The 21,534-nt window shown below is 68.8% G+C and carries 21 protein-coding genes and 1 pseudogene; 8 read left to right on the top strand and 14 right to left on the bottom strand.

What is annotated here, in order from left to right; translation table 11 throughout:
* Window positions 1-107: 107 nt before the first annotated feature.
* The 3 genes from ACO1BU_RS21445 to ACO1BU_RS21435 all read right to left on the bottom strand — a co-directional run bounded on the left by ACO1BU_RS21445 (window position 108) and on the right by ACO1BU_RS21435 (window position 3,932).
* Window positions 108-1,103 (bottom strand): tripartite tricarboxylate transporter substrate binding protein BugD, encoded by a 996-nt coding sequence (locus tag ACO1BU_RS21445; RefSeq protein ID WP_424138008.1) that lies wholly within the window; start codon window positions 1,101-1,103, stop codon window positions 108-110.
* 95 nt (window positions 1,104-1,198) lie between these two features.
* Window positions 1,199-3,004 (bottom strand): translation elongation factor 4, encoded by a 1,806-nt coding sequence (gene lepA / locus ACO1BU_RS21440; protein WP_424138007.1) that lies wholly within the window; start codon window positions 3,002-3,004, stop codon window positions 1,199-1,201.
* Window positions 3,005-3,122: 118 nt separating this feature from the next.
* Entirely contained in the window at window positions 3,123-3,932 is an 810-nt protein-coding gene (locus ACO1BU_RS21435; RefSeq protein WP_424138006.1) for a potassium channel family protein, read from the bottom strand.
* A 212-nt stretch (window positions 3,933-4,144) separates the two neighbouring features.
* Here ACO1BU_RS21435 and ACO1BU_RS21430 point away from each other — a divergent pair, with 212 nt between their 5' ends.
* On the top strand, window positions 4,145-4,702 hold the full coding sequence (locus ACO1BU_RS21430; protein ID WP_424138005.1) for a PadR family transcriptional regulator: 558 nt from the start codon (window positions 4,145-4,147) through the stop codon (window positions 4,700-4,702).
* Complete coding sequence (locus tag ACO1BU_RS21425) at window positions 4,702-5,523, top strand: siderophore-interacting protein (protein ID WP_424138004.1); 822 nt, start codon at window positions 4,702-4,704, stop codon at window positions 5,521-5,523. Before ACO1BU_RS21430 ends, ACO1BU_RS21425 begins: the two co-directional genes overlap by 1 nt.
* A gap of 8 nt (window positions 5,524-5,531) precedes the next feature.
* Here the strand turns inward: ACO1BU_RS21425 and ACO1BU_RS21420 are convergent, their stop codons facing one another.
* From ACO1BU_RS21420 to rpmI, 5 genes are all read right to left on the bottom strand, one after another.
* A complete protein-coding gene (locus tag ACO1BU_RS21420) occupies window positions 5,532-6,110 on the bottom strand; it encodes a peroxidase-related enzyme (RefSeq protein ID WP_424138003.1) in 579 nt (192 codons plus the stop codon).
* Between the two features lie 69 nt (window positions 6,111-6,179).
* Window positions 6,180-8,675, bottom strand: a complete 2,496-nt coding sequence (gene pheT, locus ACO1BU_RS21415; RefSeq protein WP_424138002.1) for a phenylalanine--tRNA ligase subunit beta — start codon at window positions 8,673-8,675, stop codon at window positions 6,180-6,182.
* A gap of 10 nt (window positions 8,676-8,685) precedes the next feature.
* The gene (gene pheS, locus ACO1BU_RS21410; protein WP_424138001.1) at window positions 8,686-9,768 is read right to left on the bottom strand and encodes a phenylalanine--tRNA ligase subunit alpha; all 1,083 of its coding nucleotides are present in this window, start codon (window positions 9,766-9,768) and stop codon (window positions 8,686-8,688) included.
* A 127-nt stretch (window positions 9,769-9,895) separates the two neighbouring features.
* Complete coding sequence (gene rplT, locus ACO1BU_RS21405) at window positions 9,896-10,270, bottom strand: 50S ribosomal protein L20 (RefSeq protein WP_424138000.1); 375 nt, start codon at window positions 10,268-10,270, stop codon at window positions 9,896-9,898.
* An 18-nt stretch (window positions 10,271-10,288) separates the two neighbouring features.
* Window positions 10,289-10,495 carry a 50S ribosomal protein L35 gene (gene rpmI, locus ACO1BU_RS21400; protein ID WP_377117310.1) on the bottom strand — a complete coding sequence of 69 codons (207 nt, stop codon included), beginning with the start codon at window positions 10,493-10,495 and terminating at the stop codon, window positions 10,289-10,291.
* A 234-nt stretch (window positions 10,496-10,729) separates the two neighbouring features.
* On the opposite strand from rpmI, the gene ACO1BU_RS21395 reads away from it, so the two are divergent.
* From ACO1BU_RS21395 to ACO1BU_RS21370, 6 genes are all read left to right on the top strand, one after another.
* Complete coding sequence (locus tag ACO1BU_RS21395; protein WP_424137999.1) at window positions 10,730-11,533, top strand: metallophosphoesterase family protein; 804 nt, start codon at window positions 10,730-10,732, stop codon at window positions 11,531-11,533.
* 3 nt (window positions 11,534-11,536) lie between these two features.
* A complete protein-coding gene (locus tag ACO1BU_RS21390) occupies window positions 11,537-12,949 on the top strand; it encodes a protein kinase domain-containing protein (protein WP_424137998.1) in 1,413 nt (470 codons plus the stop codon).
* Window positions 12,946-13,485: a deoxycytidylate deaminase gene (locus tag ACO1BU_RS21385; protein WP_424137997.1), complete on the top strand. Its 540-nt coding sequence runs from the start codon at window positions 12,946-12,948 to the stop codon at window positions 13,483-13,485. The genes ACO1BU_RS21390 and ACO1BU_RS21385 overlap by 4 nt, the downstream gene beginning before the upstream one ends.
* 88 nt (window positions 13,486-13,573) lie before the next feature.
* Window positions 13,574-14,404: a diaminopimelate epimerase gene (gene dapF / locus ACO1BU_RS21380; RefSeq protein ID WP_424138023.1), complete on the top strand. Its 831-nt coding sequence runs from the start codon at window positions 13,574-13,576 to the stop codon at window positions 14,402-14,404.
* Between the two features lie 349 nt (window positions 14,405-14,753).
* Complete coding sequence (gene ftsY, locus ACO1BU_RS21375) at window positions 14,754-15,830, top strand: signal recognition particle-docking protein FtsY (protein ID WP_424138022.1); 1,077 nt, start codon at window positions 14,754-14,756, stop codon at window positions 15,828-15,830.
* Window positions 15,827-16,630 carry a creatininase family protein gene (locus ACO1BU_RS21370; RefSeq protein WP_424137996.1) on the top strand — a complete coding sequence of 268 codons (804 nt, stop codon included), beginning with the start codon at window positions 15,827-15,829 and terminating at the stop codon, window positions 16,628-16,630. The genes ftsY and ACO1BU_RS21370 overlap by 4 nt, the downstream gene beginning before the upstream one ends.
* Here the strand turns inward: ACO1BU_RS21370 and ACO1BU_RS21365 are convergent.
* The 6 genes and pseudogenes from ACO1BU_RS21365 to ACO1BU_RS21340 form a co-directional block, all read right to left on the bottom strand.
* Window positions 16,624-17,070 (bottom strand): hypothetical protein, encoded by a 447-nt coding sequence (locus ACO1BU_RS21365; protein ID WP_424137995.1) that lies wholly within the window; start codon window positions 17,068-17,070, stop codon window positions 16,624-16,626. The genes ACO1BU_RS21370 and ACO1BU_RS21365 overlap by 7 nt on opposite strands.
* The gene (locus ACO1BU_RS21360; RefSeq protein WP_424138021.1) at window positions 17,067-17,552 is read right to left on the bottom strand and encodes an NUDIX hydrolase; all 486 of its coding nucleotides are present in this window, start codon (window positions 17,550-17,552) and stop codon (window positions 17,067-17,069) included. Before ACO1BU_RS21360 ends, ACO1BU_RS21365 begins: the two co-directional genes overlap by 4 nt.
* Window positions 17,553-17,630 (bottom strand): annotated as a pseudogene (locus tag ACO1BU_RS21355) (NUDIX hydrolase); the annotation flags it as partial.
* Window positions 17,631-17,678: 48 nt separating this feature from the next.
* Window positions 17,679-17,873: a hypothetical protein gene (locus tag ACO1BU_RS21350; RefSeq protein WP_424137994.1), complete on the bottom strand. Its 195-nt coding sequence runs from the start codon at window positions 17,871-17,873 to the stop codon at window positions 17,679-17,681.
* 158 nt (window positions 17,874-18,031) lie between these two features.
* Window positions 18,032-20,410 carry a glycosyltransferase gene (locus ACO1BU_RS21345; RefSeq protein WP_424137993.1) on the bottom strand — a complete coding sequence of 793 codons (2,379 nt, stop codon included), beginning with the start codon at window positions 20,408-20,410 and terminating at the stop codon, window positions 18,032-18,034.
* A 52-nt stretch (window positions 20,411-20,462) separates the two neighbouring features.
* Entirely contained in the window at window positions 20,463-21,530 is a 1,068-nt protein-coding gene (locus ACO1BU_RS21340) for a sn-glycerol-3-phosphate import ATP-binding protein UgpC (protein WP_424137992.1), read from the bottom strand.
* Window positions 21,531-21,534: the final 4 nt, after the last annotated feature.

Here is a 21,534-nt window from a genome sequence, read left to right as displayed (position 1 = left end):
CGGACCCGCCCGAATATCCGGTGCGGGATTCCGCATCCGCCGTCCCGGTGAGGGCGTGGAGCCCGGCCGGCCCTAAGTCAAGGCCGGCCGCGCTCGCAATCCAGCGATCAGTCCGCGTACTGCCCCGCCGCCTGGATGATGGGCCGCCACTTGGCAATATCAGCCTGCCAGTACCGGCGGTGGAACTCCGGCGTCGCCTGCTCCTGGGTCACCGGTGCCGTACCTAGCTCAGCGAAACGCGCCACCAGGCGTTCGTCCTTCAGCGCAAGCTGGAGGGAACGCGACAGCCGGCTTGTGATGGCCGGATCGGTTCCCTTCGGCGCGTAGAGGCCGTGCCAGACTGACACCTCGAAGCCCGGCAGCCCCGCCTCATTCGCGGTCGGCAGGTTGGGCAGGGCGGCATTGCGGGTCGAGGTGGTCACCGCAAAGGCCTTCACCGCGCCCGAATTGATCTGCTGCGTGGTGTTGGTCGTCTGATCGCACATGATGTCCACCGTGCCGCCGATCAGGTCGGTCATGGCCGGGCCGGTACCGCGATAGGGCACGGTGGTAAGCTGCGTCTGCACCGCCGACTGCAGCAGCAGGCCGCAGATATGGGAGGCCGCGCCGACCCCGGCATTGGCGAGATTGATGCCATGGCCGCGCTGCCGCAGCACCTGCACCAATTCCTGCAGGTTACTCGCCGGAAAATCCTTCTTGGTGATGATGGTCATCGGCACTTCGGTAACGAGGCCGATCGTCTCAAACCCGTTCACCGCGTCATAGGCCAGGCGGCGGTAGAGGGAGGGGGTGGTGCCCATCCCGATATGATGCATCAGCAGGGTGTAGCCGTCCGGCCGGGCCTGGGCGACGCGCTGGGCCCCGAGCGTGCCGCCGGCACCGCCGACATTCTCCACCACCACGGGCTGGCCGAGGTCGCGTGCCATGATCTCGGCGACCAGCCGCGCCACCACATCGGTCGGGCCGCCGGCGGCGAAGGGCACGATCATGGTGATCGGCCTGTTCGGATAGGCGCCCTGAGCGCGGGCAAAGCCGGGGAGAAGGGCAGGGGCCGCGAGGGCGGCAGCCACCGCCAGCGCGCGGCGGCGCGTCATCGGAATCATGAACGTGAACTCCCGTTATGGGCTGGGCGGTCGCAGGAAACGGGCCATCCTGTCAAGCGCCTTCCGGGGGCGGAACATCCGCCCCCGGACCGGCCTCAGGAATCCATCTTCAGGGCAGCGATGAAGGCGCTCTGCGGGATCTCGACCTTGCCGAACTGCCGCATGCGCTTCTTGCCCTCCTTCTGCTTCTCCAGGAGCTTGCGCTTACGGCTGATGTCACCGCCATAGCACTTGGCGGTCACATCCTTGGACATGGCGCCAATCGTCTCGCGCGCGATCACCCGGCCGCCGATCGCCGCCTGGATGGGGATCTTGAAGAGCTGGCGGGGGATCAGGTCCTTCAGCTTCTCGCAGATGGAGCGGCCGCGCCGCTCCGCCTGGGAGCGGTGCGCCATGAAGGAGAGCGCGTCGACCGGCTCGTTGTTCACGAGGATGCTGATCTTCACGAGATCGCCTTCCTCATAGCCGTCCATGGCGTAGTCGAAGCTCGCATAGCCGCGGGAGATCGACTTCAGCCGGTCATAGAAATCGAACACCACCTCGTTCAGCGGCAGGCGGTACACGGCCATGGCGCGGCTGCCGACATAGGTCAGTTCCACCTGCTGGCCGCGGCGCTCGCTGCAAAGGGTGAGGATGTTGCCGAGATACTCGTCAGGCACGAAGATCGTTGCCTTGATCCAGGGCTCCTGGATGCTGTCGATGGAGACGACATCGGGCATGTCCGCGGGGTTATGGAGGTCGCGCTCCTCCCCATTCGTCATCTTCAGCTTGTAAACGACGCTCGGTGCCGTCGCGATCAGGTCGAGGTCGAACTCGCGGGAAAGGCGCTCCTGGATGATCTCCAGATGCAGCAGGCCAAGGAAGCCGCAGCGATAGCCGAAGCCCAGTGCCGCGCTGCTCTCTGCCTCGAAATGGAAGGAGGCGTCGTTCAGCCGTAGCTTGGCCAGGCTGTCACGCAGCTTCTCGAAGTCGTCGGCATCCACCGGATAGAGGCCGCACCACACCACGGGAATGGAGGGCTTGAAGCCCGGCAGGGCCTCGGAGGCCGGGTTGCGGTCATCCGTGATGGTGTCACCCACATTGGTGTCGGCGACGGTTTTAATCGCGGCCGTGATGTATCCCATCTCGCCCGGCCCGAGGCTTTCCACCGCCTGCATCTTCGGGCGGAAGACGCCGACCTGCTCCACCACATGGGTGGAGCCCGCGGCCATCATGCGGATCTTCTGGCCCTTGCGGAGATGACCGTCCTTCACCCGGACGAGGATGACGACGCCGAGATACGGGTCGTACCAGCTGTCCACCAGCAGCGCCTTGGTCGGCGCCGAGGAGTCGCCCTTCGGCGGGGACAGGCGGGTGACGATGGCCTCCAGCACGCCCTCGATGTTCAGCCCGGTCTTGGCGGAAATCATCACGGCGTCGTCGGCCGGCAGGCCCACCACATCCTCGATCTGCTGCTTCACCCTGTCGGGCTCGGCCGCCGGCAGGTCCACCTTGTTGAGGATGGGCACGATCTCATGCCCGGCATCCAGCGCCTGATAGACATTGGCCAGGGTCTGCGCTTCCACACCCTGGGACGCGTCAACCACCAGCAGGCTGCCCTCGCAGGCCGCCAGCGAGCGGGAGACCTCATAGGCGAAGTCCACATGGCCCGGCGTGTCCATGAGGTTCAGGACATAGTCCTGCCCATCCTGGGCACGGTAGTTCAGGCGCACGGTCTGCGCCTTGATGGTGATGCCGCGCTCCTTCTCGATATCCATGTTGTCCAGCACCTGCTCCGTCATCTCGCGGGCGGAGAGGGTGCCGGTTTGCTGGATCAGCCGGTCGGCCAGGGTGGATTTGCCATGGTCGATATGGGCGATGATCGAGAAGTTGCGGATTCGGTCGAGCGGGGTGTCGGTCATGTGGTTCCGGGCCGTGGGCGGGGCGGGCCCCGGCCAATCTGGGGCGTTTCAGCCCCTCAGATAGGACAGGGACGCTCCGGGGCCAAGCGCGGCGGCACGGCCGGGTCATGGCGGCGCTTTAGTTGCCCTCGTCGGGGATGTTGAGGATCTGGCCGCAGGCCTTGCAGTGCACCGCGTCGGGTTCATGCCGCTGAAGCCCGCAATGCGGGCAGGGGAAGCGGATCTTGGAAGGCCGGAACAGGGATTGCGCCAGCCGGAGGAACAGGGTCACCCCGCAAAACATGATCACCACGGTCAGGAGCCGTCCCCCACGACCGGGGAGGGTGATGTCGCCAAAGCCTGTGGTCGTGAGCGCCGTGACAGTGAAGTAGAGAGAGTCCGCATAGTCCCGGATATGCGGGTTGGTATGGTGCTGGGTCGAATAGACCAGCCCGGTCATGATGAAGATGAAGACGATGAGGTCGGCCGAGGCGATCACCGCTTCCTCGTTCCGATGGAAGCCGGGCAGGTCGCGCCGGAGGCGGCTGAGCAGGCGCGGGGAGCGCAGCAGCCGAATCACCCGGAGCGCCCGGAGGAAGCCCGCTGCAGCGCCGAGCATCGGAATAAGAAAACAGAGTACAGCCACGGCGTCAGCGATCGAGGCCGGATGGGCCAGCTCCCGCAATGGCCATGGGCTGGCGCGCAGCCGGGCGACGAACTCGGCCAGTAGGACGATGCCGAACAGGACGTCCGCCACCTCCACCACCAGCGTCCGTTCCATGAAGGAGGTGACGATGATGAAGAGGAGGGTAACCGCATCGAGCAGCAGCAGGCCGTAGCGGAAGCGCACGGCACGCGGCGTGTCTCGGTAATAAAGCTCCCGGAACAGGCGGCGGTCGGCGGGCAGACCGCCGTTCGTTCCGTGCAGGCCACCAGCGGGCATCCTCATGCCGAGCAGCACCGGGGGGGAAGCAGCACCGGGACTATGCGGCCGGGTCGATGGCTCTTCATGGGCAGGCCCCTTGCAAATGGCAGAATCGCCGTGCCGGGCCAGGGATAGGGTCGGCACCCCACCGGAACCAAGCCTCAGTAAAACGCTTGACGGACGCCCATTCCGATATATCTGTATTCCGATATATCTAAACTCTTACGGAGGCTTACATGTTCCATGTCCTTCACCATCATTTCCACAACCATGACCGTCGCCGGTTCCATCGCGACGGGCCCCGCCATGGGCACCGCCACCACGGCGGCCGGGGTGGCCGCTTCTTCGAAAGCGGCGACCTGCGCCTTGTTATTCTGCGCCTGATCGCCGAGCGTCCGCGGCACGGCTATGAGCTGATCAAAGAGATCGAGGAGCGCCTGGCCGGCGCCTATTCGCCCAGCCCCGGCGTGGTCTACCCGACCCTCACCCTGCTGGAGGAGCTGGGCCAGATCGAGGTCACCAGCACTGAGGGCGGCCGGAAGCTCTATGGCATCACGGCCGAGGGGGAGCAGGTTCTAGCGGAGAACCGGGCTGAGACCGACGCGCTCTTTGCGCGGATGGAGGCCGCTGCGGGAGACCGGCCGGGCGGCGCCGCGCTACAGGCCATGCGCGCCATGCACAATCTGAGGATGGCCCTGCGGCTCCGGCTCATGCGGGGCTCCCTGTCGGAGGAGCAGCTACGCAGGATCGTGGCGCTGATCGACGAGGCCGCCGTCCAGGTGGAGCGCGTCTGATGGCCGAGCAGACCATGTCCCGCATCGGGCAGCGCGTCCGTCATGAGCTGCGCCGCCGCGTGCTAACGGTAAGGCAGGTTACGCGGATCACGCCAAAGATGCTGCGTGTCACCCTGGCCGGCGCTGAGCTGGAGGGGTTCGCCAGCCCGTCCTTCGACGACCATGCGAAGATCTTTTTCCCCGCGCCCGGCCAGAACGAGCCGGTGATGCCGGAGATGGGGCCGAACGGGCCGATCCGGGCCGAGGGTGTCACCTATGCCGTCGCGCGAGACTACACGCCGCGGCGCTACGACGCCGCTGCGGGGGAACTGGACATCGACTTCGCCCTCCACGAGTCCGGTGCTGCCATGGACTGGATCGCCTCAGCCGCACCGGGGCAGAAGCTCGGGGTCGGCGGGCCGCGTGGTTCCTTCATCCTGCCGGACGACCTGGACTGGTACCTCCTGGTCGGCGATGAGGCCGCGCTGCCGGCCATCAGTCGGCGGCTGGAGGAGCTTCCGCCCACCGCCCAGGTCATCGCCCTGGTCGAGGTGGCCGATGCCGCCGAGCGCCAGCCCCTGCCGTCGCGCCCCGGCATCAGCCTGACATGGCTCGAGCGCAATGGCGCGCCGGCGGGCGAGCCGGACCACCTGGCGGCGGCGCTAGAGGCCGTGACCCTGCCCGCCGGCGCCGGCCATGCCTGGGTCGCCTGCGAATCCGACGTCGCGCGGCGGCTCCGGCGCATCCTGCTGGAGCAGCACGGCCTGCCAAAGGAACGTGTGAAAGCCGCTGCCTACTGGCGCCGCGGCGCCACTGACGCGCATGAGACGCTGGACGACTGAAGCACCGCCTATCTGCGGCCGAGCATGTGAAATTCCGGGTTCGGCCGCAGATCCGTCGCGTTCGCCAGCCGGTTGGACATGGAAAAGAAGGCAGCGATGGCCCCAATGTCCCAGGCCTCGTCCTCGGTAAAGCCAGCCTCGGCCAAGGCCCGGTGGTCGTCATCCCCGACCAGATGCGACTGGGTGGCGACCCTCAGCGCATAGTCCAGCATGGCGCGCTGGCGCAGGGGCAGTCCGGCCTTGCGGTAATTGGTCGCGACAAGGTCGGCGATGAGGGAATCCTTCGCCCGCACGCGAAGGATCGCTCCATGGGCGACCACGCAATACTGGCAGGAATGGGCTGCGGAGACGGCGACGACGATCATCTCGCGCTCAGCCGCCGTCAGCCCCTCGCGCTTTTCCATCAGGGCGTCGTGATAGGCCACGAAGGCGCGGAATTCCTCCGGCCGCCGGGCGAGGAGAAGGAAGACATTGGGCACGAAGCCCGCTTTCTCCTGCACGGCGAGGATCCGCTCCCGGATGTCATCCGGCAGCGAACCCAGCTCGGGCACAGGATAGCGGAAGGGGCGGGGGGCGTCGTTGGCCATGGGCGTTTCCGTGTGCAGGGCGTCTCTTTTCAGGACGCCCCGCCACGCTAGACCGGCCCGGCCCCGCGGTCAGCCCCGCAGAGTTGCCCCGGTCGCCTTGGCAACAGCGGCGACGACCTTGGCGATGGCCGCCTCGATCTCCGCATCCGTCAGGGTCCGCTCACGCGGCTGCAGCACAACCTCCAGGGCCAGAGACACCTTGCCCTCCGGCAGCCGGTCACCTGCATAGCGGTCAAAGAGCGAGACCTCGGCAACGAGGTTCCGCTCCGCGTTGCGCGCGGCGCGGACCAGCGCTTCCGACTGCACTTCGCGGTCCACAAGGAAGGCCAGGTCGCGACGCACCGGCTGGAAGGCCGACAGGTCGGGCGCGGACTTCTTCTTCCGCTTCGGCTCGGGGATGGAGTCCAGCAAAACCTCGAAGGCGACCGCCGGCCCGTCGATGCCCAGGGCCGAGAGCACGCGCGGATGCAGTTCGCCGAAGCGCGCCAATGGCAGCTTCGGCCCGCTCCGCAACACGCCGGAACGGCCGGGGTGGTAATGGGCCGGGGCGTCGGTCGTGACCGTCAGCGCGGCGGGCGAGACGCCCAGCGCCAGCAGCACGGCCAGGGCATCTCCCTTGGCATCCATCGCGTCATAGGCGCGCTGCTTCGCATCCCAGTGCCGCGGCGTCTGGCCCAGCCTAACGCCGGCGGCGGTGGCGAGCTGTCCGTCGAGGGCGGGCGAGACATAGGAGGCGCCGATCTCGAAGAGGGACACATCCGGATAGCCGCGCGCCGTATTGCGCCCGGCCGCCTGCAACAGGGTGGCGACCGGAGTTGGCCGCATCTGGTCCAGGTCGGCCGCGATCGGGTTCTCCACCCTCAGAGCCTCCGGCACCTCTCCGAACAGGGCGGCGGTCGGGCGGGCGGTGAAGCCAAAGGTCACGGCTTCGGCCAGACCGCGCGAGGCCAGCACGCGTCGGGCCAGGGCGGCGCGGCTCTGGCGCGGGGTGAGGGAGGGCGTCGGAAGCCGTCCCTCGGCTGGCAGCGACACGGGCGGAATGGCGTCCAGCCCCTCCAGCCGCAGCACCTCCTCCAGCAGGTCGCATTCCGCCTCGACCGCCTCGGCTCCCTCTGCGGCGGCCTTGGCGCGGGCGGGATCGATCCCTGGCTCCTGCGTCAGCTCTGTCCCGCCGGCGCGATAGGTGGAGCTAGAGGAGGCGACATCATTGCGCCAGGACGGCACGGCCACCGTGACCTCCGCCGCGTCGCGGGCCTTCACCGTGAAGCCCAGCTTCTCGAGCGAGGTCACGGCCCGTTCCGGCGGAATCGAGGAGCCACCCAGCCCCGAGATCCGCTCGAAGCGCAGCTTGGCGTCGCGCTGCCAGGCCGGCTCGGCTCCGGCCTCGGAAATGGTGCTCGCCTCGCCACCGCAGAGATCGATGATCATTCGCGTGGCGGCTTCCAGCATCGCCCGCTGTGCCGCCGGGTCCAGACCACGCTCATTCCGTGCGCGCGCATCGCTGTGCACCTGATGGCGACGGCCGGTGAGGGCGATCCGCACAGGGTCGAACAGCGCGCATTCGACGAAGACCTCGCGCGTGGTTTCGTCGCAGCCCGTCGACTCGCCGCCCACGATGGCGGCTAGGCTTTCCACCCCAGCCTCATCCGCGATGACGATATCCTCGGGCGTCGGGCGATAGGTCTTGCCGTTGAGCGCCAGGTATTCGTCGCCTTCGCGCCCCAGCCGCATGGTGAGGGTCTTCCCCGTCACCTTGGCCACGTCGAAGACATGCAGAGGTCGGCCAAGATCAAAGGTGAAGAAGTTCGTCACATCGACCAGCGCATTGATCGGGCGGAGCCCGATCGCCGCCAGCCGGTCCTGCAGCCATTTCGGCGAGGGGCCGTTGGTCACGCCCCGCACCGCACGGCCGAGCACCTGGATGCAGGCACGCGGATCGTCGATGACCCAGTGCAGCGGTGTGTCATAGGCGGGCGCCACCGGTTCCGGACTCCAGGGCTTCAGCGTGCCCAGCCCGGCCGCGGCCAGATCGCGCGCCACGCCGCGGACGGCCAGCGCGTCACCACGGTTCGGCGTGACGCTGATCTCGATCACGGGATCGCCCAGCCCGGCCCATTCGGCATAGGGCGTGCCGACTGGCGCGTCCTCGGGCAGCTCCACGATGCCGTTGTGATCCTCGCCGAGCGCCATCTCCCGGAAGGAGAGCATCATGGCTTCGCTCTTCACGCCTCGGATCTCGCCTGCCTTCAGCGTGACGCCGGTGCCCGGGACGAAGGCGCCGGGGAGCGCAGCCACCCCCTTCATCCCGGCGCGCGCATTCGGCGCGCCGCAGACGACGGACCGGATGGTGCCATCACCCACATCCACCTTCAGCGCGCGCAGGCGATCGGCATTCGGGTGCTGCTCCGCTTCCAGCACATAGGCGATGCGGAAGGGGGCGAGGGCGGCGGCGCGGTCCTCCACGCCCTCTACCTCGAGGCCGATGGTGTTGAGCGTGGCCAGGATCTGATCCAGCGACGCATCCGTCTCCAGATGGTCACGCAGCCAGGAGAGGGTGAACTTCATCGTCTTTCTCTCAGGCGGCGTCGTGCAGGGTAAAGGGCGAGAGCGGGCTGGTGGCGTAATGCCGGAGCCAGCGCAGATCGGCCTCATAGAAGGGCCGCAGATCGGGGATGCCGTGCTTCAACATGGTGATGCGTTCGATCCCCATACCGAAGGCAAAGCCTTGCCAGACCCGCGGATCGAGCCCGCAATTGGCCAGCACCTTCGGATGCACCATGCCGCTGCCCAGGATCTCCAGCCAGTCGCCCCCCTGGCCCAGCTCGCCGGTCTTCCGGCTCCAGCCGATATCCACCTCCATCGAGGGCTCAGTGAACGGGAAGTAGCTGCTGCGGAAGCGCACCGGCAGGTCGGCAATACCGAAGAAGGCACGCAGGAAGTCGATCAGCGTGCCCTTCAGATGCCCCATGGTGATGTCGCGGCCGATCACCAGCCCTTCGACCTGATGGAACATCGGGGAATGGGTCGCATCATGATCCGCGCGCCAGGTGCGGCCGGGCACGATCACGCGGATCGGCGGCTCCTGCGTGAGCATGGTACGGATCTGCACGGGGCTGGTGTGGGTGCGCAGCACCGGCCGCCGGCCGCCTTCAGGCGCCGTCAGGTAAAAGGTGTCGTGGTCCTGCCGGGCAGGATGGTGCTCGGGAATGTTGAGGGCGGAGAAATTGTGCCAGTCACCCTCGATATCCGGGCCCTCGGCCACCGCGAAGCCCATGGCGCCGAACAGCGCGATCAGCTCCTCCATGGTGCGGGAAATCGGGTGGATGCTGCCGGTCTCCGGCCCCGTCGGCGCGAAGGGACGGGGCGGGAGGGAGACATCCATCCGCTCGGCCGCGAGCCGCGCATCCAGCGTAAAGGCCTCCAGCGCCACGCGGCGCATCTCGAGCACCCGCTCGATATCGCCCTTAAGGACATTCACCTCGGCGCCGCGCGCCCGGCGTTCCTCCGGCGGCAGGGCGCCCAGGCCCTTCAGCAGCGCGGTGACCTGGCCGCTCTTGCCCAGCACCGAGACGCGCACCGCGTCCAGCGCGCGGAGGTCGGCGGCCTCCGCGATGGCGGCCTCGATGGAGGCGCGCAGCATGTCGAGATCGTCAGCCATTCCCGAACCTGATCCTTAGCCGGGGCCTGATAAACCAAGGGCCGCGCCACCGGGAGGTATCCCCCGGCGGAAGCGGCCCTTGGCGTTCGTTCAACAGGGCACCCCACCTTCCGGTGGGGCACCGGGCTCAGGCGGCGGGGGCCTGAGCGGGGAGGGACGCCTTGGCCTTCTCGACGAGGGCCGTAAACGAGGTGGCGTCGTCATAGGCGATCGCGGCCAGGACCTTGCGGTCCAGCTCGATCCCGGCGGCCTTCAGCCCGGCGATGAAACGGGAATAAACGATCCCGTGCTCACGGCAGGCCGCGTTGATGCGCTGGATCCACAGGCCGCGGAACTCGCGCTTCTTGTTGCGGCGGTCGCGATAGGCGTACTGGAGCGACTTCTCGAGCCGCTCAAGAGCGGGGCGGTAGGCGGTCGAGGACCGGCCGACGAAGCCCTTGGCCTGCTTGAGAACCTTCTTGTGACGGGCGTGGGCGGTAACGCCGCGCTTAACACGAGCCATGGAACTGTCTCCTCTCGCTTACCGGGACAGCCCGTAGGGCAGCCACTGCATGACGGTCTTCGCGTCCTGATCGCGCAGCACCTGATTGCCGCGGTTCTGGCGCTTCACCTTCTGCGAACGGGCGGAGAGGTTGTGGCGCTTCTTGCCGGGGCCGGCGAGCACCTTGCCCGTGGCCGTGATCTTGAAGCGCTTCTTGGCCGAAGACGTCGTCTTCATCTTGGGCATTTGGTCCTCCTATGGTCGGGGGATGGACGACCCCACCTTGCGCCGCTTCCTTGCGGAAGCGGGCCGCACCATGCGGCGGGGGCCGGGACCACGGCCGGGCAGCCCAGAGAAGCCCGGGGCGCGTGGGAGGGCGCGGTATAGGGGGTGCGGCATCCCTTTGCAACCGGTGCGGCAAGGTTGAGCCCGCTGGTCCGCATGTGGCCTGGAACGCCCGGATGTCCGATCATGGACGGGATGACATCCTCCAGAAACCGACTGTTTCTGGCGTCCGTTCTCATGGAGGGCCAGATTGAGCCGAACATGATTGCCCTCCTCTCCGATATCCACGCCAACCGCGAGGCCCTCTCCGCTTGCCTGGACCACGCTGGCCGGGCCGGCGCGACCCGCTATGTCTTTCTTGGTGACATCGTCGGCTACGGCGCCGACCCCGCCTGGTGTCTTCGTACCGTGATGGACCGCATCGCCCACGGCGCGATCGCCATCCTCGGCAACCACGACCAGGCGATTTTCCGGCCCGACTCCCGCATGAGCAGCCGCGCCGCCGAGGCCATCGCCTGGACCCGCGACCAACTCTCCCCTGACGCCGCTGCCTTCCTGAAGACGCTTCCCCTCGAGCACGCGGAGGAGGACCGCCTCTACGTCCACGCCTCCGCCGACGTGCCGGAGGATTGGCGCTACATCACCAGCGCCGAGGAGGCGCGCCGCAGCCTCGACGCTACCCCGGCGCGGGTCACGATCTGCGGCCATGTCCATGTCCCCCGCCTTTTCGGCCTCACCGCGGCGGAAAAGCTCTCCGCTTTCATCCCCAGCTCCGGTTCACCCGTCCCGCTCTCCCGCCCGCGCCGGTGGCTCGCCGTGATGGGCTCGGTCGGCCAGCCGCGCGACAACGACCCCGCCGCCTGCTACGCCCTGCTGGACCCCGAGACGCAGGACCTCTGCTGGATGCGCGTGCCCTATGATGTGGAGACGGCAGCCCAGAAGATCCGCCGCGCCGGCCTGCCCACCTCCCTGGCCGACCGCCTTTACACGGGCACCTGACGCGTGGCTTTCCGCCAGCCCCGGCCGGGCGATGTGCTGGACGGCTTCACGCTTGGCGCGCCCATCCATGAGGGCGGCATGTCCGCCATCTTCGGGGCGACGCACCCGGACCATCCTTTTCCGCTGCTGGTGAAACTTCCCTTCGTCCATCTCGGCGATCCCGCGCAGATCGTCTCCTTCGAGATGGAGCAGATGATCCTGCCACGCCTGACCGGCCCGCATGTGCCCCGCTTCATCGCCTCGGCGGGCTTCGAGGCGCCGCAGCCCTATCTGGCGATGGAGCGCATTCCCGGTCCCTCGCTCCTCGCCCGCCAGCGGGAACTGCCGCTGCCGGTGGAAGAGGTGGTCACGATCGGCGCCAAGGTCGCGCTTGCCCTGGCGGACATCCACCGCCAGCGCGTTTCGCACCTGGACATCAAGCCTGCCAACATCCTCTTCCGCCCCACGCCCGATGGGCTGCGCGGCGATGCCGTGCTGGTGGATTACGGCCTGTCCCATCACGGCCGACTGCCCGACCTGATCGAGGAGGAGCTGCGCATTCCCTATGGCAGCGCTCCCTACATGGCGCCTGAGCAGGCCTTGGGGCAGCGCAGCGACCCGCGCAGCGACATCTTCGCCCTCGGCGTGCTGCTCTACCAGTTCGTTACCGGCGTGCTGCCTTTCGGGGAGCCGCTGCATCTCCGCGCCGTGCGCCGCCGCCTCTGGCGTGACCCGGTGCCGCCCCGCCGCCTGCGCCCGGAAATTCCGCCCTGGCTGCAGGAGATCATCCTGCGCTGCCTGGAGGTGGACCCCGCCCGCCGCCACCCCACCGCCAATCAGCTCGCCTTCGATCTGCGTAATCCCGAGGCCGTCCGCCTGACGCCGCGCGCGACGCGAAAGAGCCGGGACGGTTGGCTCACCGTGCTGGAACGCTGGGTCAACCGCGAGCGCACCCCGCGCTACGGCCGCCATGCGGCAACGGCTCATACCTATCCCATCGTCGCCGTGGCGCTGGACCTGCGGGACCAGTCGCCAGCCTTGGCCGAGGCTATCCGCAACAGCGTCAGCAACGTGCTCCGCACGCTGCCGGGGGCCCGTGTCGCCTGCCTGAACGTGCTGCTGACGAGCGCCCTGCTGCCCGGCGACGCCCCGCTGGACCAGGCTGGCCGCTCCGCCCGTATCCAACGCCTGGCAGAGTTACGTCACTGGGCAGGCCCCCTGGGGCTGGAGGAGGACCGGATCACCTTCCATGTGCTCGAGGGTTCCAGCGCCGCCGATGCCCTGCTGGAATATGCCGAGGCGAACGGGGTGGATCATGTGGTGATGGGCGCGCGGGCCAATTCGATGCTGCGGAGCGTGCTGGGCTCCGTCTCCGGGGAGGTGGCAGCCAAGGCCCCATGCAACGTCACCGTGGTCCGGACACGGGAGGAGAGATGACGCAGGAGCAGGACACGGCACTTACCCATTGGGACCGGCGCTATCTCGGGCTCGCCGCCCATATCCGGCACTGGTCCAAGGACCCGCGTGGCCGCGTCGGTGCCGTGATCGTGGCGCCGGAGCTGAACCGCATCGTCGCGACCGGTTTCAACGGCTTCCCGACGCGGATCGAGGACGACCTGGACCGCCTCTCCGACAAGCCCACCAAGCTCGACATGATGGTCCATGCCGAGCAATCCGCGCTCCTCTTCGCGGGGCGGGAGGCGCGGGGCTGCACGCTCTATGTGGTGGGTAAGCCGGTCTGCAATCACTGCGCCGTGCTCTCCATCCAGGCCGGCATTCGCCGCGTGGTGGCCGCTGCGCCGCGGAACGGCACCAGATCCGAATGGGACCGGCGCGGCCATATCTCCGCGCGCCTCTTCGTCGAGGCAGGGCTGCGCTTCGACCCGGTGCCGCCGGATCTCCTCACGACCTTGTTGCCGGGCGAGGCGGGAGCAGCCAACACACTGGACCCGACTCCATCGCCGGCCGGGTAGGAAAGAGCAGGGGGCGTTCGCACCCCGTCACGGCTTGACGGTCGCGCCGCTTCCGGCGCGGCCCGGTGGCGCCTATATCGGCCGCGCGATGATCATCCCCTTCCGCAAGATGCACGGCCTTGGCAACGACTTCGTCGTGCTGGACGCCCGCGCGACGCCACTGCCCATCACCCCCGCCCGCGCGGCGGCCATCGCGGACCGCCGCACCGGCATCGGCTGCGATCAGTTCATCGTCATGGAGCCCGGCAGGGATGGCGCGGATGTCTTCATGCGAATCCGTAACCCCGACGGCTCCGAGGCCGGCGCCTGCGGCAACGCAACGCGCTGCGTGGCCGAACTGGTGATGGCCGAGGCCGCCAAGGACAGCGCCGCCATCCGCACCATTTCCGGCGATCTTCCCTCCGAGCGCCTGCCGGACGGCACCATCCGCGTCGATATGGGCCCGGCCCGCCTGGAATGGCGCGATATCCCGCTCGCGCGGGAAATGGATACGCTGCACCTGCCGCTCTCGGCTGATGGCGTGGCTGATCCGGCGGCCTGCTCCATGGGCAATCCGCACGCCACCTTCTTCGTGCCCAGGCTGGACCCGCTGGACATCCCCCGCATCGGCCCGGCCCTGGAGCATGACCCGCTCTTCCCCGAGCGCGCCAATATTGGATTCGTACAGGTCCTGGCCCCCGATCACCTGCGCCTGGTGGTTTGGGAACGCGGCGCCGGCCTGACGCTGGCCTGCGGCACCGGCGCCTGCGCCGCCCTGGTCAATGCCGCCCGCCGCGGCCTTTCCGCGCGTTCAGCGACGGTGTCCCTGCCGGGCGGCGATCTGCGCATCGAATGGCGGGATGACGGCCATGTGCTCATGTCGGGTCCCACCGCTACAGCGTTCACCGGCATGATCGAACTGGACGCCTTCCCGGCGTGATTCGCGCGACCGCAAAGGACAACCCATGGCCCTGAAGGATTTGTGGGGCCGGCTGACCGGCCGTGCCACCACGCCCGCGCCAAACCCGCCGGCCATCGAGCCGGATGAGCCCTCCATCCCGCCGCCGCCTGCCCCAGAGCCGGACCCGGTCCGCGAACCCGAGCCGCCGCCGCAGGTGCCGGAACCCGATCCGGCCATCGGCGAGCCGCCTGTCTCGCCCCCGCCGATCCAGGCCCGGCAGCCCGATCACCTCCTGCCCCCCGTAACCCCGGTGCCGGGCTTTTCCCCGCCGGTTACCGCCCCTGTTCCGGCTGAGGAGGGCGGGTTCCCCCAGGCGCCGCGCCCCATCATGCCCGGCATTCCGCCGGAGCCGGATGTGGGCGAGCCCCGCGTGGCGCTGCCGACCCCGCCCGAACCGGAGCCCCTGGCACCACCTGCGGACTATGTTCCGCGCGAGGAGCCGCCCGAAGCACCAGACACCCCCGAGCCAGCCCTAACCACTGGCGGCGGCTTCTTTTCTCGCCTGAAGGCCGGCCTCTCCCGCTCCACGGCCCGCCTGACCGAGAACCTCACCGGCCTCTTTCGCAAGCGCCGCCTGGATGACGCGGCACTGGAGGAGCTGGAGGAGACCCTGATCGTGGCCGATCTCGGCCTCCCCGCTGCCCAGCGCATCGTCTCAGGCTTCCGCCGCACCCGCTTCGGAAAGGAGGTCGGCGAGGATGAGGTGAAGGCCGCGCTTGCCGAGGAGATCGCCGAGATCCTCGCGCCGGTCGCGCAGCCACTGCGGCCGGACTGGGGAAAGAAACCCTATGTCGTCCTCGTTGTCGGCGTGAACGGCACGGGCAAGACCACCACCATCGCCAAGCTGGCCCAGAACTACCGCGCCGAGGGTCGCCGCGTGATGATGGCCGCCGGCGACACCTTCCGCGCCGCGGCGGTCGAGCAGCTCCAGATCTGGGGCGAGCGCACCGGCAGCACCGTTGTCGCTCCGGCCAAGGAGGGGGCGGACGCCGCCGGCCTGGCGCATGAGGCGCTGCAGCGAGCCCGGGCAGAAGGTGCCGACATCCTGCTGATCGACACCGCCGGCCGTCTGCACAACAAGGCTGGGCTGATGGAGGAGCTGCGGAAGGTCGTGCGCGTGCTCCGCAAGCTGGATCCGGACGTGCCGCATTCTGTGCTGCTGGTGTTGGACGCCACCACCGGCCAGAATGCCGTGCAGCAGTGCAAGGTGTTCCGGGAGATGGTGGACGTGACCGGTCTCATCGTGACCAAGCTCGACGGCTCCGCGAAGGGCGGTGTGGTCGTCGCCCTGGCGGAAGAATTCGGCCTGCCGGTCCACGCGGTTGGCGTGGGCGAGACCGCTGCCGACCTCCGCCCCTTCGCGGCGCGGGACTATGCGCGCTCCTTGGTGGGCCTGGACGCATGAGGGAAGTCCGCTGGGAGCGGCTGACCGCCGCCGAGATCAATGAATGGGCCGCCCGCGACGCGGTGGTGATCCTGCCCGTCGCGGCGCTCGAACAGCATGGTCCACATCTGCCGGTCTGGACGGACAGCCTGATCGGCCATGCCACGGCCATCCGCGCCGCCGAGCTGGTCGCGGAGGACGCGCCGGCCATCGTTCTGCCGCCCATGTGGCAGGGCATCAGCGAGCATCACCTGCCCTTCGGCGGCACGATCAGCCTGGATTTCAAGACCATGCAGGCCGTGATCGCCTGCATTGCCCGGTCGATCATGGCCTGCGGCTTCCGCAAGCTGTTCCTCTCCAACTCTCATGGTGGCAACGTCGAACCGTTGATGGTGATTGCGCGGGAGTTAGGTGCCGAGATGGGCATCCCCGTGGTTACCGCGACGATCCACAATGCGGCGGCGGCCGCCATAGCCGGCATCCTGGAAACTCAGTCCGGCACCATGCATGCCTGCGAGGCTGAGACGAGCTTGTTCCTGGCGCTGGAGCCCGACCAGGTGCGCCAGGACCAGATCGCCAACGCCCTGTCGAATGGCGGCCGTTCTGTCGGCAGCAGCGCCTTCCAGCGTTTCTGGTCCTTTGCCGAGCGTGCGCCCGGCACTGGCGTGCGCGGCGATCCACGTGCCGCAACGGCTGAGAAGGGTGAGCGCATTCTGCAGGCCATGGCCGAAGCCCTGGCGAAAGGCCTCCGCGATCCTCTGCTCTGGTCCAGGCCGGATGATGTCTGGTCGCCCGGCAGGGCGGGGCGAGCCCCTCAGTAGGAGAAGGGGATCTGCACCCGCGCGCCTGCGGCGGGTTCGCGGAACAGGCTGTCCCGATCGCGGGTGTATTCGTTGTCGGGCTGCACGCGGCTGTCGGGCAGGTTGCGCGGTCGGATGAGATCGGGCCGGACCTGGGTGGTCTGCGGCGCAAGCCGGCGCGGCGGTTCCAGATCACGGTTGGGCATCGGCGCGATATCCGCCTGGGGCGCCGGGGGCGGGGCAGGGGGCGCCGGAATGGGCGCCTCGGCCACCGGCGGCGCCCGGCGACGGGCGGCGCGGCGCCGGACGGGCCGGCGCGGACGGGCCGGCGCTGCTTTTGGGGGCTCGGCCTGCGGCGCGGCGTCCTGCACCAGCTGGAGCAACCCAGTTCCCGGTCCGGGCGAGGAGGCACCCTGCGGTGCCCCCATCAGCAGAACAGTCAGGGCAAGGCTGGCGATCATCCCGCTCCTCCGGCCAGAATGGCGCCCGGAAGGGGGCGCGTGCCACGGACATCCTCGACTGGATTCAGCACGGCGGGGCCGGGATGGCCGGCTCCCTCGCGCCAGGCATTCAACGCCCAACGGGAGGTCGGGAAGGCAATCTCTTCCCAGGGAATCTCATCCCAGGCAAAAAGGCGCACCTCGAGGCTTTCCGGGCCGGCCGCGAAGCCGGGTTCCTCCAGCCTCGCCCGGAATAGCACCTGCACCTGCCCAAGCCGGGCGATGGAATAGACGGCGAGGACACCCTCGATTGCGATCCGCGCCTGGGCCTCTTCCCAGGCCTCGCGTCGCGCGCCCTCCTCCACGGTCTCATGCATCTCGAGATAGCCGGCAGGAAGGGTCCAGAAGCCGCGACGTGGCTCAATGGCGCGCCGGCACAGGAGTACCGAGTCACCGGCGGCCACGACCGATCCGACGACAACCTTGGGGTTTTCGTAGGCAATGAAGCCGCAATCGCGGCAGGTCAGCCGGTCCCGGTCGTCCCCTTCATGGCGCCTTTTCTCAAACTGTCCGGCCATTTCCGGACAATGGCGCCGGCTACCTTACGTAACAAGCCCTGGCGGGATCCTCTAGACCCGCAGGTCGAGCAAGGAGCCGCGAGGAAGGGGGGTGGACGGTGCCGGAGGGACGGCCTGCAGCACGCGGGGCGCAGGCTCGGCCCCGCCTTGCTGGCCCCCGGCCGCGCGAACCGGCTTTACTTGGCCGATCCCTGCGGCCCGGGCCACGTCCTGCGTGAAGGCGGCCAGGGAGTTGGTGCTGATCATGTGCAGAATGGTGGCGGACAGGCGTAAATTGGTGGTTAACAGCCGAACAGCGCGCCTATGACGAAGGGGCCGGGGGGCGAAGGTCATAACCCAGCCTCGCGGACCCGGCGTTAACACTCCAGCAACCTCTGGCTGTATTCAGGGCTTCATTCAGGGCCTTAGCCGACAGGTTGCGGAAGACGCTGCGCTTCCAGGAATTCCAGCCTGGCCAGCAGGTCGTCCTCGCGGCAGAGCATCAGCCCACGCAGGCCGGTGTTGGGCGGCGTGTCTAACTCCAGTTCCAACACGCGGGTCTCTTCGGCCACCTGCACCGGCAGGGCCGTGGCAAAATCCCCGTGCGGAGGATCGGGGATCGTTGCTGCACCAGCGGGGGCCGCATCCGCGAAAAGCCGCAATCCAATCGGCCCGCTCTCGCCGGCGCGCAGCTCCAGATGCAGCCGCAGGGAACCGGCGGCCCCAGGCGGCAGAGGCAGTCGCAGCCTGGCAATGCCGCCGGCCAGCGGCGTACCCCAGTCTTCGGGCGCGCGCCATCCGGCCCCCTCCCGCACTACCTCCGAAAGGGCGGTCGCCAGGTCAGGCACTATGCTGTCGGAACGCCGGAGCAAAAGGCGCATCCCGAAGGGCACAGTCAGCCGCTCCACCAGCGGCGTCGCTGGTGCCTGGACCAGTTCCTCCACGGCCGAAACGAGCTGCGCCAGTACCGCCTCCCAGCCGCGCCCCGGGCCGCGGGCGGCCAGGGCAGCCTCCGCCGCTGGCAGCGCGCCGGGCTCGAAGAGCAGGCGCTCTACCGTCGCCACCATGGCGCCCTCGCTCTGCGGCTCCACGAAGACCGCCGCTCCGGCGCCGGATTCAACCAGGGCCGAATGGGCCGGTACCACCGGCACCTTCCCCCAGGCGATGCTCTCGGTGACAGGCAACCCCCATCCCTCGTAGTGCGAGTTGTAGAGGGTGAAGAGGCAATCCCGATACAGGGCGGCGAGCGCGCCGTCGGAGATCTCGTGCAGCACCACCACATGGGCCGACAGCTCCGGGCTGCCCGCCAGCAGGGCCAGTGCCGCTTCAGCGTGCCAGCCCTCCGCGCCCACGCAGACCAGGCGCGGGATGCGTGCAGGCCCATGCCGGCGCAGCAGGGTGAGCCAGGCCCGGAAAACCGTCAGATGGTCCTTCCGGCTCTCTACCGTTGCAACAAAAAGGACATAGGGTTCGGGCGGCCGGGGCGCGCGCGTGCCCTCCAGCGCCGCAGGGTCGGGCGGCATGCCGCCACGTGGATCGGCGTCCAGCGGGATCACCGCCATTGGCAGGTCCAGCCCAGGCAGCAGCGCCTCCAGGAAGCGCCTTCCATCGGCCCGGGTGCATTCGGAGTTGCAGAGCACGCCCTGCGCATGGACGCCAAGGGCCGCGAACCAGCGTGCATAATCCTGGACCAGCGTACGTACGCAGTGCTCAGGCATGACGAGCGGCACGCAATCATGCAGGAAGGGAAGATAGCGCAAGCCAGAGCCTGCCTGCACGGCGCGCACGCCCCGGAAGTAGTCAGGGATGCCCCAGGGGCTGCCGAGACTGACCAGGGTAGCGCCCGGTGGGAAGGAATGAGCCTGGCCGGCCAGGGCTGCCTCGGTCACCGCGTCTCGTGCAGCGATCCAGGCCGGCTCCTCAGCATCCGAGCCCGCTGCCGCGAGGGAGAGAAGATGTTTCAGGGACTCCGTGGGCAGGGCGCGCCAGGCCGGCCGCGGGCCGGCAAAGGCCAGGAAACTCGCATCCAGCCCCGTCCGCAGCGCCGCGCCAATCAGACTTGCCTGAACCCGCTGGATACCCGTGAGCGTCCGGCGGCGGGCGAAGTGCAACAGCAGGTCGCTGAGGTCGAAGGCGAGGCCAAGCCCGGCCGGGTGCGCGGCGGCCCGGATCGGCGCCCCGCCAGCCCGAAGCATGGCCATGCGCGGCCGAGGCGGCGGGGCCAGGCGGGTAGCCGGTCGCGGCTGGGGCGGAGCGGCGGGCGAGGGCCGGGGCAAATGCACCAAGGCCCGAACGCCGCCCGCCAGCGGCGTGGTGGCCGGCTGGACAGTTTCCGAAGCGTCCGCGGCAGGCAGCGGTGCAGGGGACGACGCCGGGGTTGCGGGCCGTGGCGGCCTCGGCGCCTCTGGTGGGGCCGTCGCTTCCTCTTCCAGGCGCCGGAGCGCCGCTTCCGCCTCGACCCCGGCGTCCCGACCTGTATCGAGCGCCAGGGCAAGCGAGTAGGCTTGGCTCGCCTCTGCCCGTCGCCCGAGCAGCAAAAGCGCATGGCCGCGATACCGGTGCGGGTCGGGTTCTGCCGGAGCCTCTGCCGCCGCACGTGCATAGGCCTCCAGTGCGGCCTCATGCTGGCCGGCGGCTCGGAGGGCGTGCCCCTGCCAGAGCAGCGCCTCGCCCGGATCAGCCGCAAGCCGGGCGGCCTCTCCGTAAAGCCGCGCGGCCTCGGCCGGGCGGCCGTCGTGCCACAGCCGCGCGGCATTCTCCCGCAGGGTCGCGAGGGCGGGGGTTTCGTGGGGTGTGGCGTCCATCAAGCCGATGCGTAGCCGCCGCCGGACGGCACCGGAAGAGGGAAGCGCACAGTCAGGGATCCAGCCGCCGCCCGGTCTCGCCGTCGAAGACATGCAGTCGCGACGAAGGCAGGCGCACGGGCAGGACTGCGCCGGCGAAAGCGCCGGGCAGGCGCACAGTCAAGGCCATGCCGTCCTGCGTGCGGCCATGCACCACCGTTTCGGACCCGAGCGGCTCAATCAGTTCGACCGCCAGGGGAATCGCGCCCGGCCCCTCGCCGGGCTCCATATGCTCCGGCCGGATGCCCAGGGTCAGCGGCATCCCTCCCGGCCCGGCGCGCGGGCCATCGGCGAAGGGGATCAGCACCCCATCCGCCAGCCGCGCGGCCTCGCCGTCGCGGTCCAGCGAGGCCGGGATGAAGTTCATGGCCGGGCTGCCAATGAAGCCCGCGACATAGATGTCCGCCGGGCGGGAGAAAATTTCCATCGGCGGCGCGACCTGGGCCGGGCGCCCGGCATTCATCACCACCAGCCGGTCGCCCAGCGTCATCGCCTCCACCTGGTCGTGGGTTACGAAGAGCGAGGTGACCCCGAGCCGCCGCTGCAACCGTCGGATTTCGGCCCGCATCTGCACGCGCAGCTTGGCATCGAGGTTCGAGAGTGGCTCATCGAAGAGGAAGAGGGCGGGTTCCCGCACAATCGCCCGGCCCATCGCCACGCGCTGCCGCTGCCCGCCGGAGAGCTGCTTCGGCTTGCGGTCCAGCAGCGGCCCGATGCCCAGGATCTCGGCGGCGTCGCGCACGCGCTTCTCGATTTCCGCGCGCGGAAGGCCCCGGATCTTCAGGCCGTAAGCCATGTTCCCGAACACCGTCATATGCGGGTAAAGCGCGTAGTTCTGGAACACCATAGCGATGTCGCGGTCGGCGGGTTCCAGCCCGGTCACATCCCGCCCGCTGATCACCACCTGGCCAGAGGTCGCCGTTTCCAGCCCCGCCACGATCCGCAGGAGGGTGGACTTCCCGCAGCCCGAGGCACCGACGATCACGATCAACTCGCCATCCGCGACGTCCAGGTCGATGCCATGCAGCACCTGGGTGGCGTTGAAGGACTTCTTCACGTCGCGCAGCGACAGCGTGGCCATGGTC

Source organism: Roseomonas chloroacetimidivorans (assembly GCF_049629625.1).
Taxonomy (GTDB): domain Bacteria; phylum Pseudomonadota; class Alphaproteobacteria; order Acetobacterales; family Acetobacteraceae; genus Roseomonas; species Roseomonas chloroacetimidivorans.
This window is presented reverse-complemented; position numbering and strand designations above follow the sequence as displayed.

Coding starts and splice junctions, on each gene's coding strand:
- ACO1BU_RS21370 (WP_424137996.1), top strand. CDS start 15,827: ATGAGGGAAGTCCGCTGGGAGCGGCTGACCGCCGCCGAGATCAATGAA.
- ACO1BU_RS21395 (WP_424137999.1), top strand. CDS start 10,730: ATGACATCCTCCAGAAACCGACTGTTTCTGGCGTCCGTTCTCATGGAG.
- lepA (WP_424138007.1), bottom strand. CDS start 3,004: ATGACCGACACCCCGCTCGACCGAATCCGCAACTTCTCGATCATCGCC.
- ACO1BU_RS21350 (WP_424137994.1), bottom strand. CDS start 17,873: ATGATCAGCACCAACTCCCTGGCCGCCTTCACGCAGGACGTGGCCCGG.
- ACO1BU_RS21445 (WP_424138008.1), bottom strand. CDS start 1,103: ATGATTCCGATGACGCGCCGCCGCGCGCTGGCGGTGGCTGCCGCCCTC.
- ACO1BU_RS21340 (WP_424137992.1), bottom strand. CDS start 21,530: ATGGCCACGCTGTCGCTGCGCGACGTGAAGAAGTCCTTCAACGCCACC.
- pheT (WP_424138002.1), bottom strand. CDS start 8,675: ATGAAGTTCACCCTCTCCTGGCTGCGTGACCATCTGGAGACGGATGCG.
- ACO1BU_RS21435 (WP_424138006.1), bottom strand. CDS start 3,932: ATGAGGATGCCCGCTGGTGGCCTGCACGGAACGAACGGCGGTCTGCCC.
- rpmI (WP_377117310.1), bottom strand. CDS start 10,495: ATGCCCAAGATGAAGACGACGTCTTCGGCCAAGAAGCGCTTCAAGATC.
- ftsY (WP_424138022.1), top strand. CDS start 14,754: ATGCCCGGCATTCCGCCGGAGCCGGATGTGGGCGAGCCCCGCGTGGCG.
- ACO1BU_RS21425 (WP_424138004.1), top strand. CDS start 4,702: ATGGCCGAGCAGACCATGTCCCGCATCGGGCAGCGCGTCCGTCATGAG.
- ACO1BU_RS21430 (WP_424138005.1), top strand. CDS start 4,145: ATGTTCCATGTCCTTCACCATCATTTCCACAACCATGACCGTCGCCGG.
- pheS (WP_424138001.1), bottom strand. CDS start 9,768: ATGGCTGACGATCTCGACATGCTGCGCGCCTCCATCGAGGCCGCCATC.
- dapF (WP_424138023.1), top strand. CDS start 13,574: ATGATCATCCCCTTCCGCAAGATGCACGGCCTTGGCAACGACTTCGTC.
- ACO1BU_RS21345 (WP_424137993.1), bottom strand. CDS start 20,410: ATGGACGCCACACCCCACGAAACCCCCGCCCTCGCGACCCTGCGGGAG.
- ACO1BU_RS21420 (WP_424138003.1), bottom strand. CDS start 6,110: ATGGCCAACGACGCCCCCCGCCCCTTCCGCTATCCTGTGCCCGAGCTG.
- ACO1BU_RS21385 (WP_424137997.1), top strand. CDS start 12,946: ATGACGCAGGAGCAGGACACGGCACTTACCCATTGGGACCGGCGCTAT.
- ACO1BU_RS21365 (WP_424137995.1), bottom strand. CDS start 17,070: ATGATCGCCAGCCTTGCCCTGACTGTTCTGCTGATGGGGGCACCGCAG.
- rplT (WP_424138000.1), bottom strand. CDS start 10,270: ATGGCTCGTGTTAAGCGCGGCGTTACCGCCCACGCCCGTCACAAGAAG.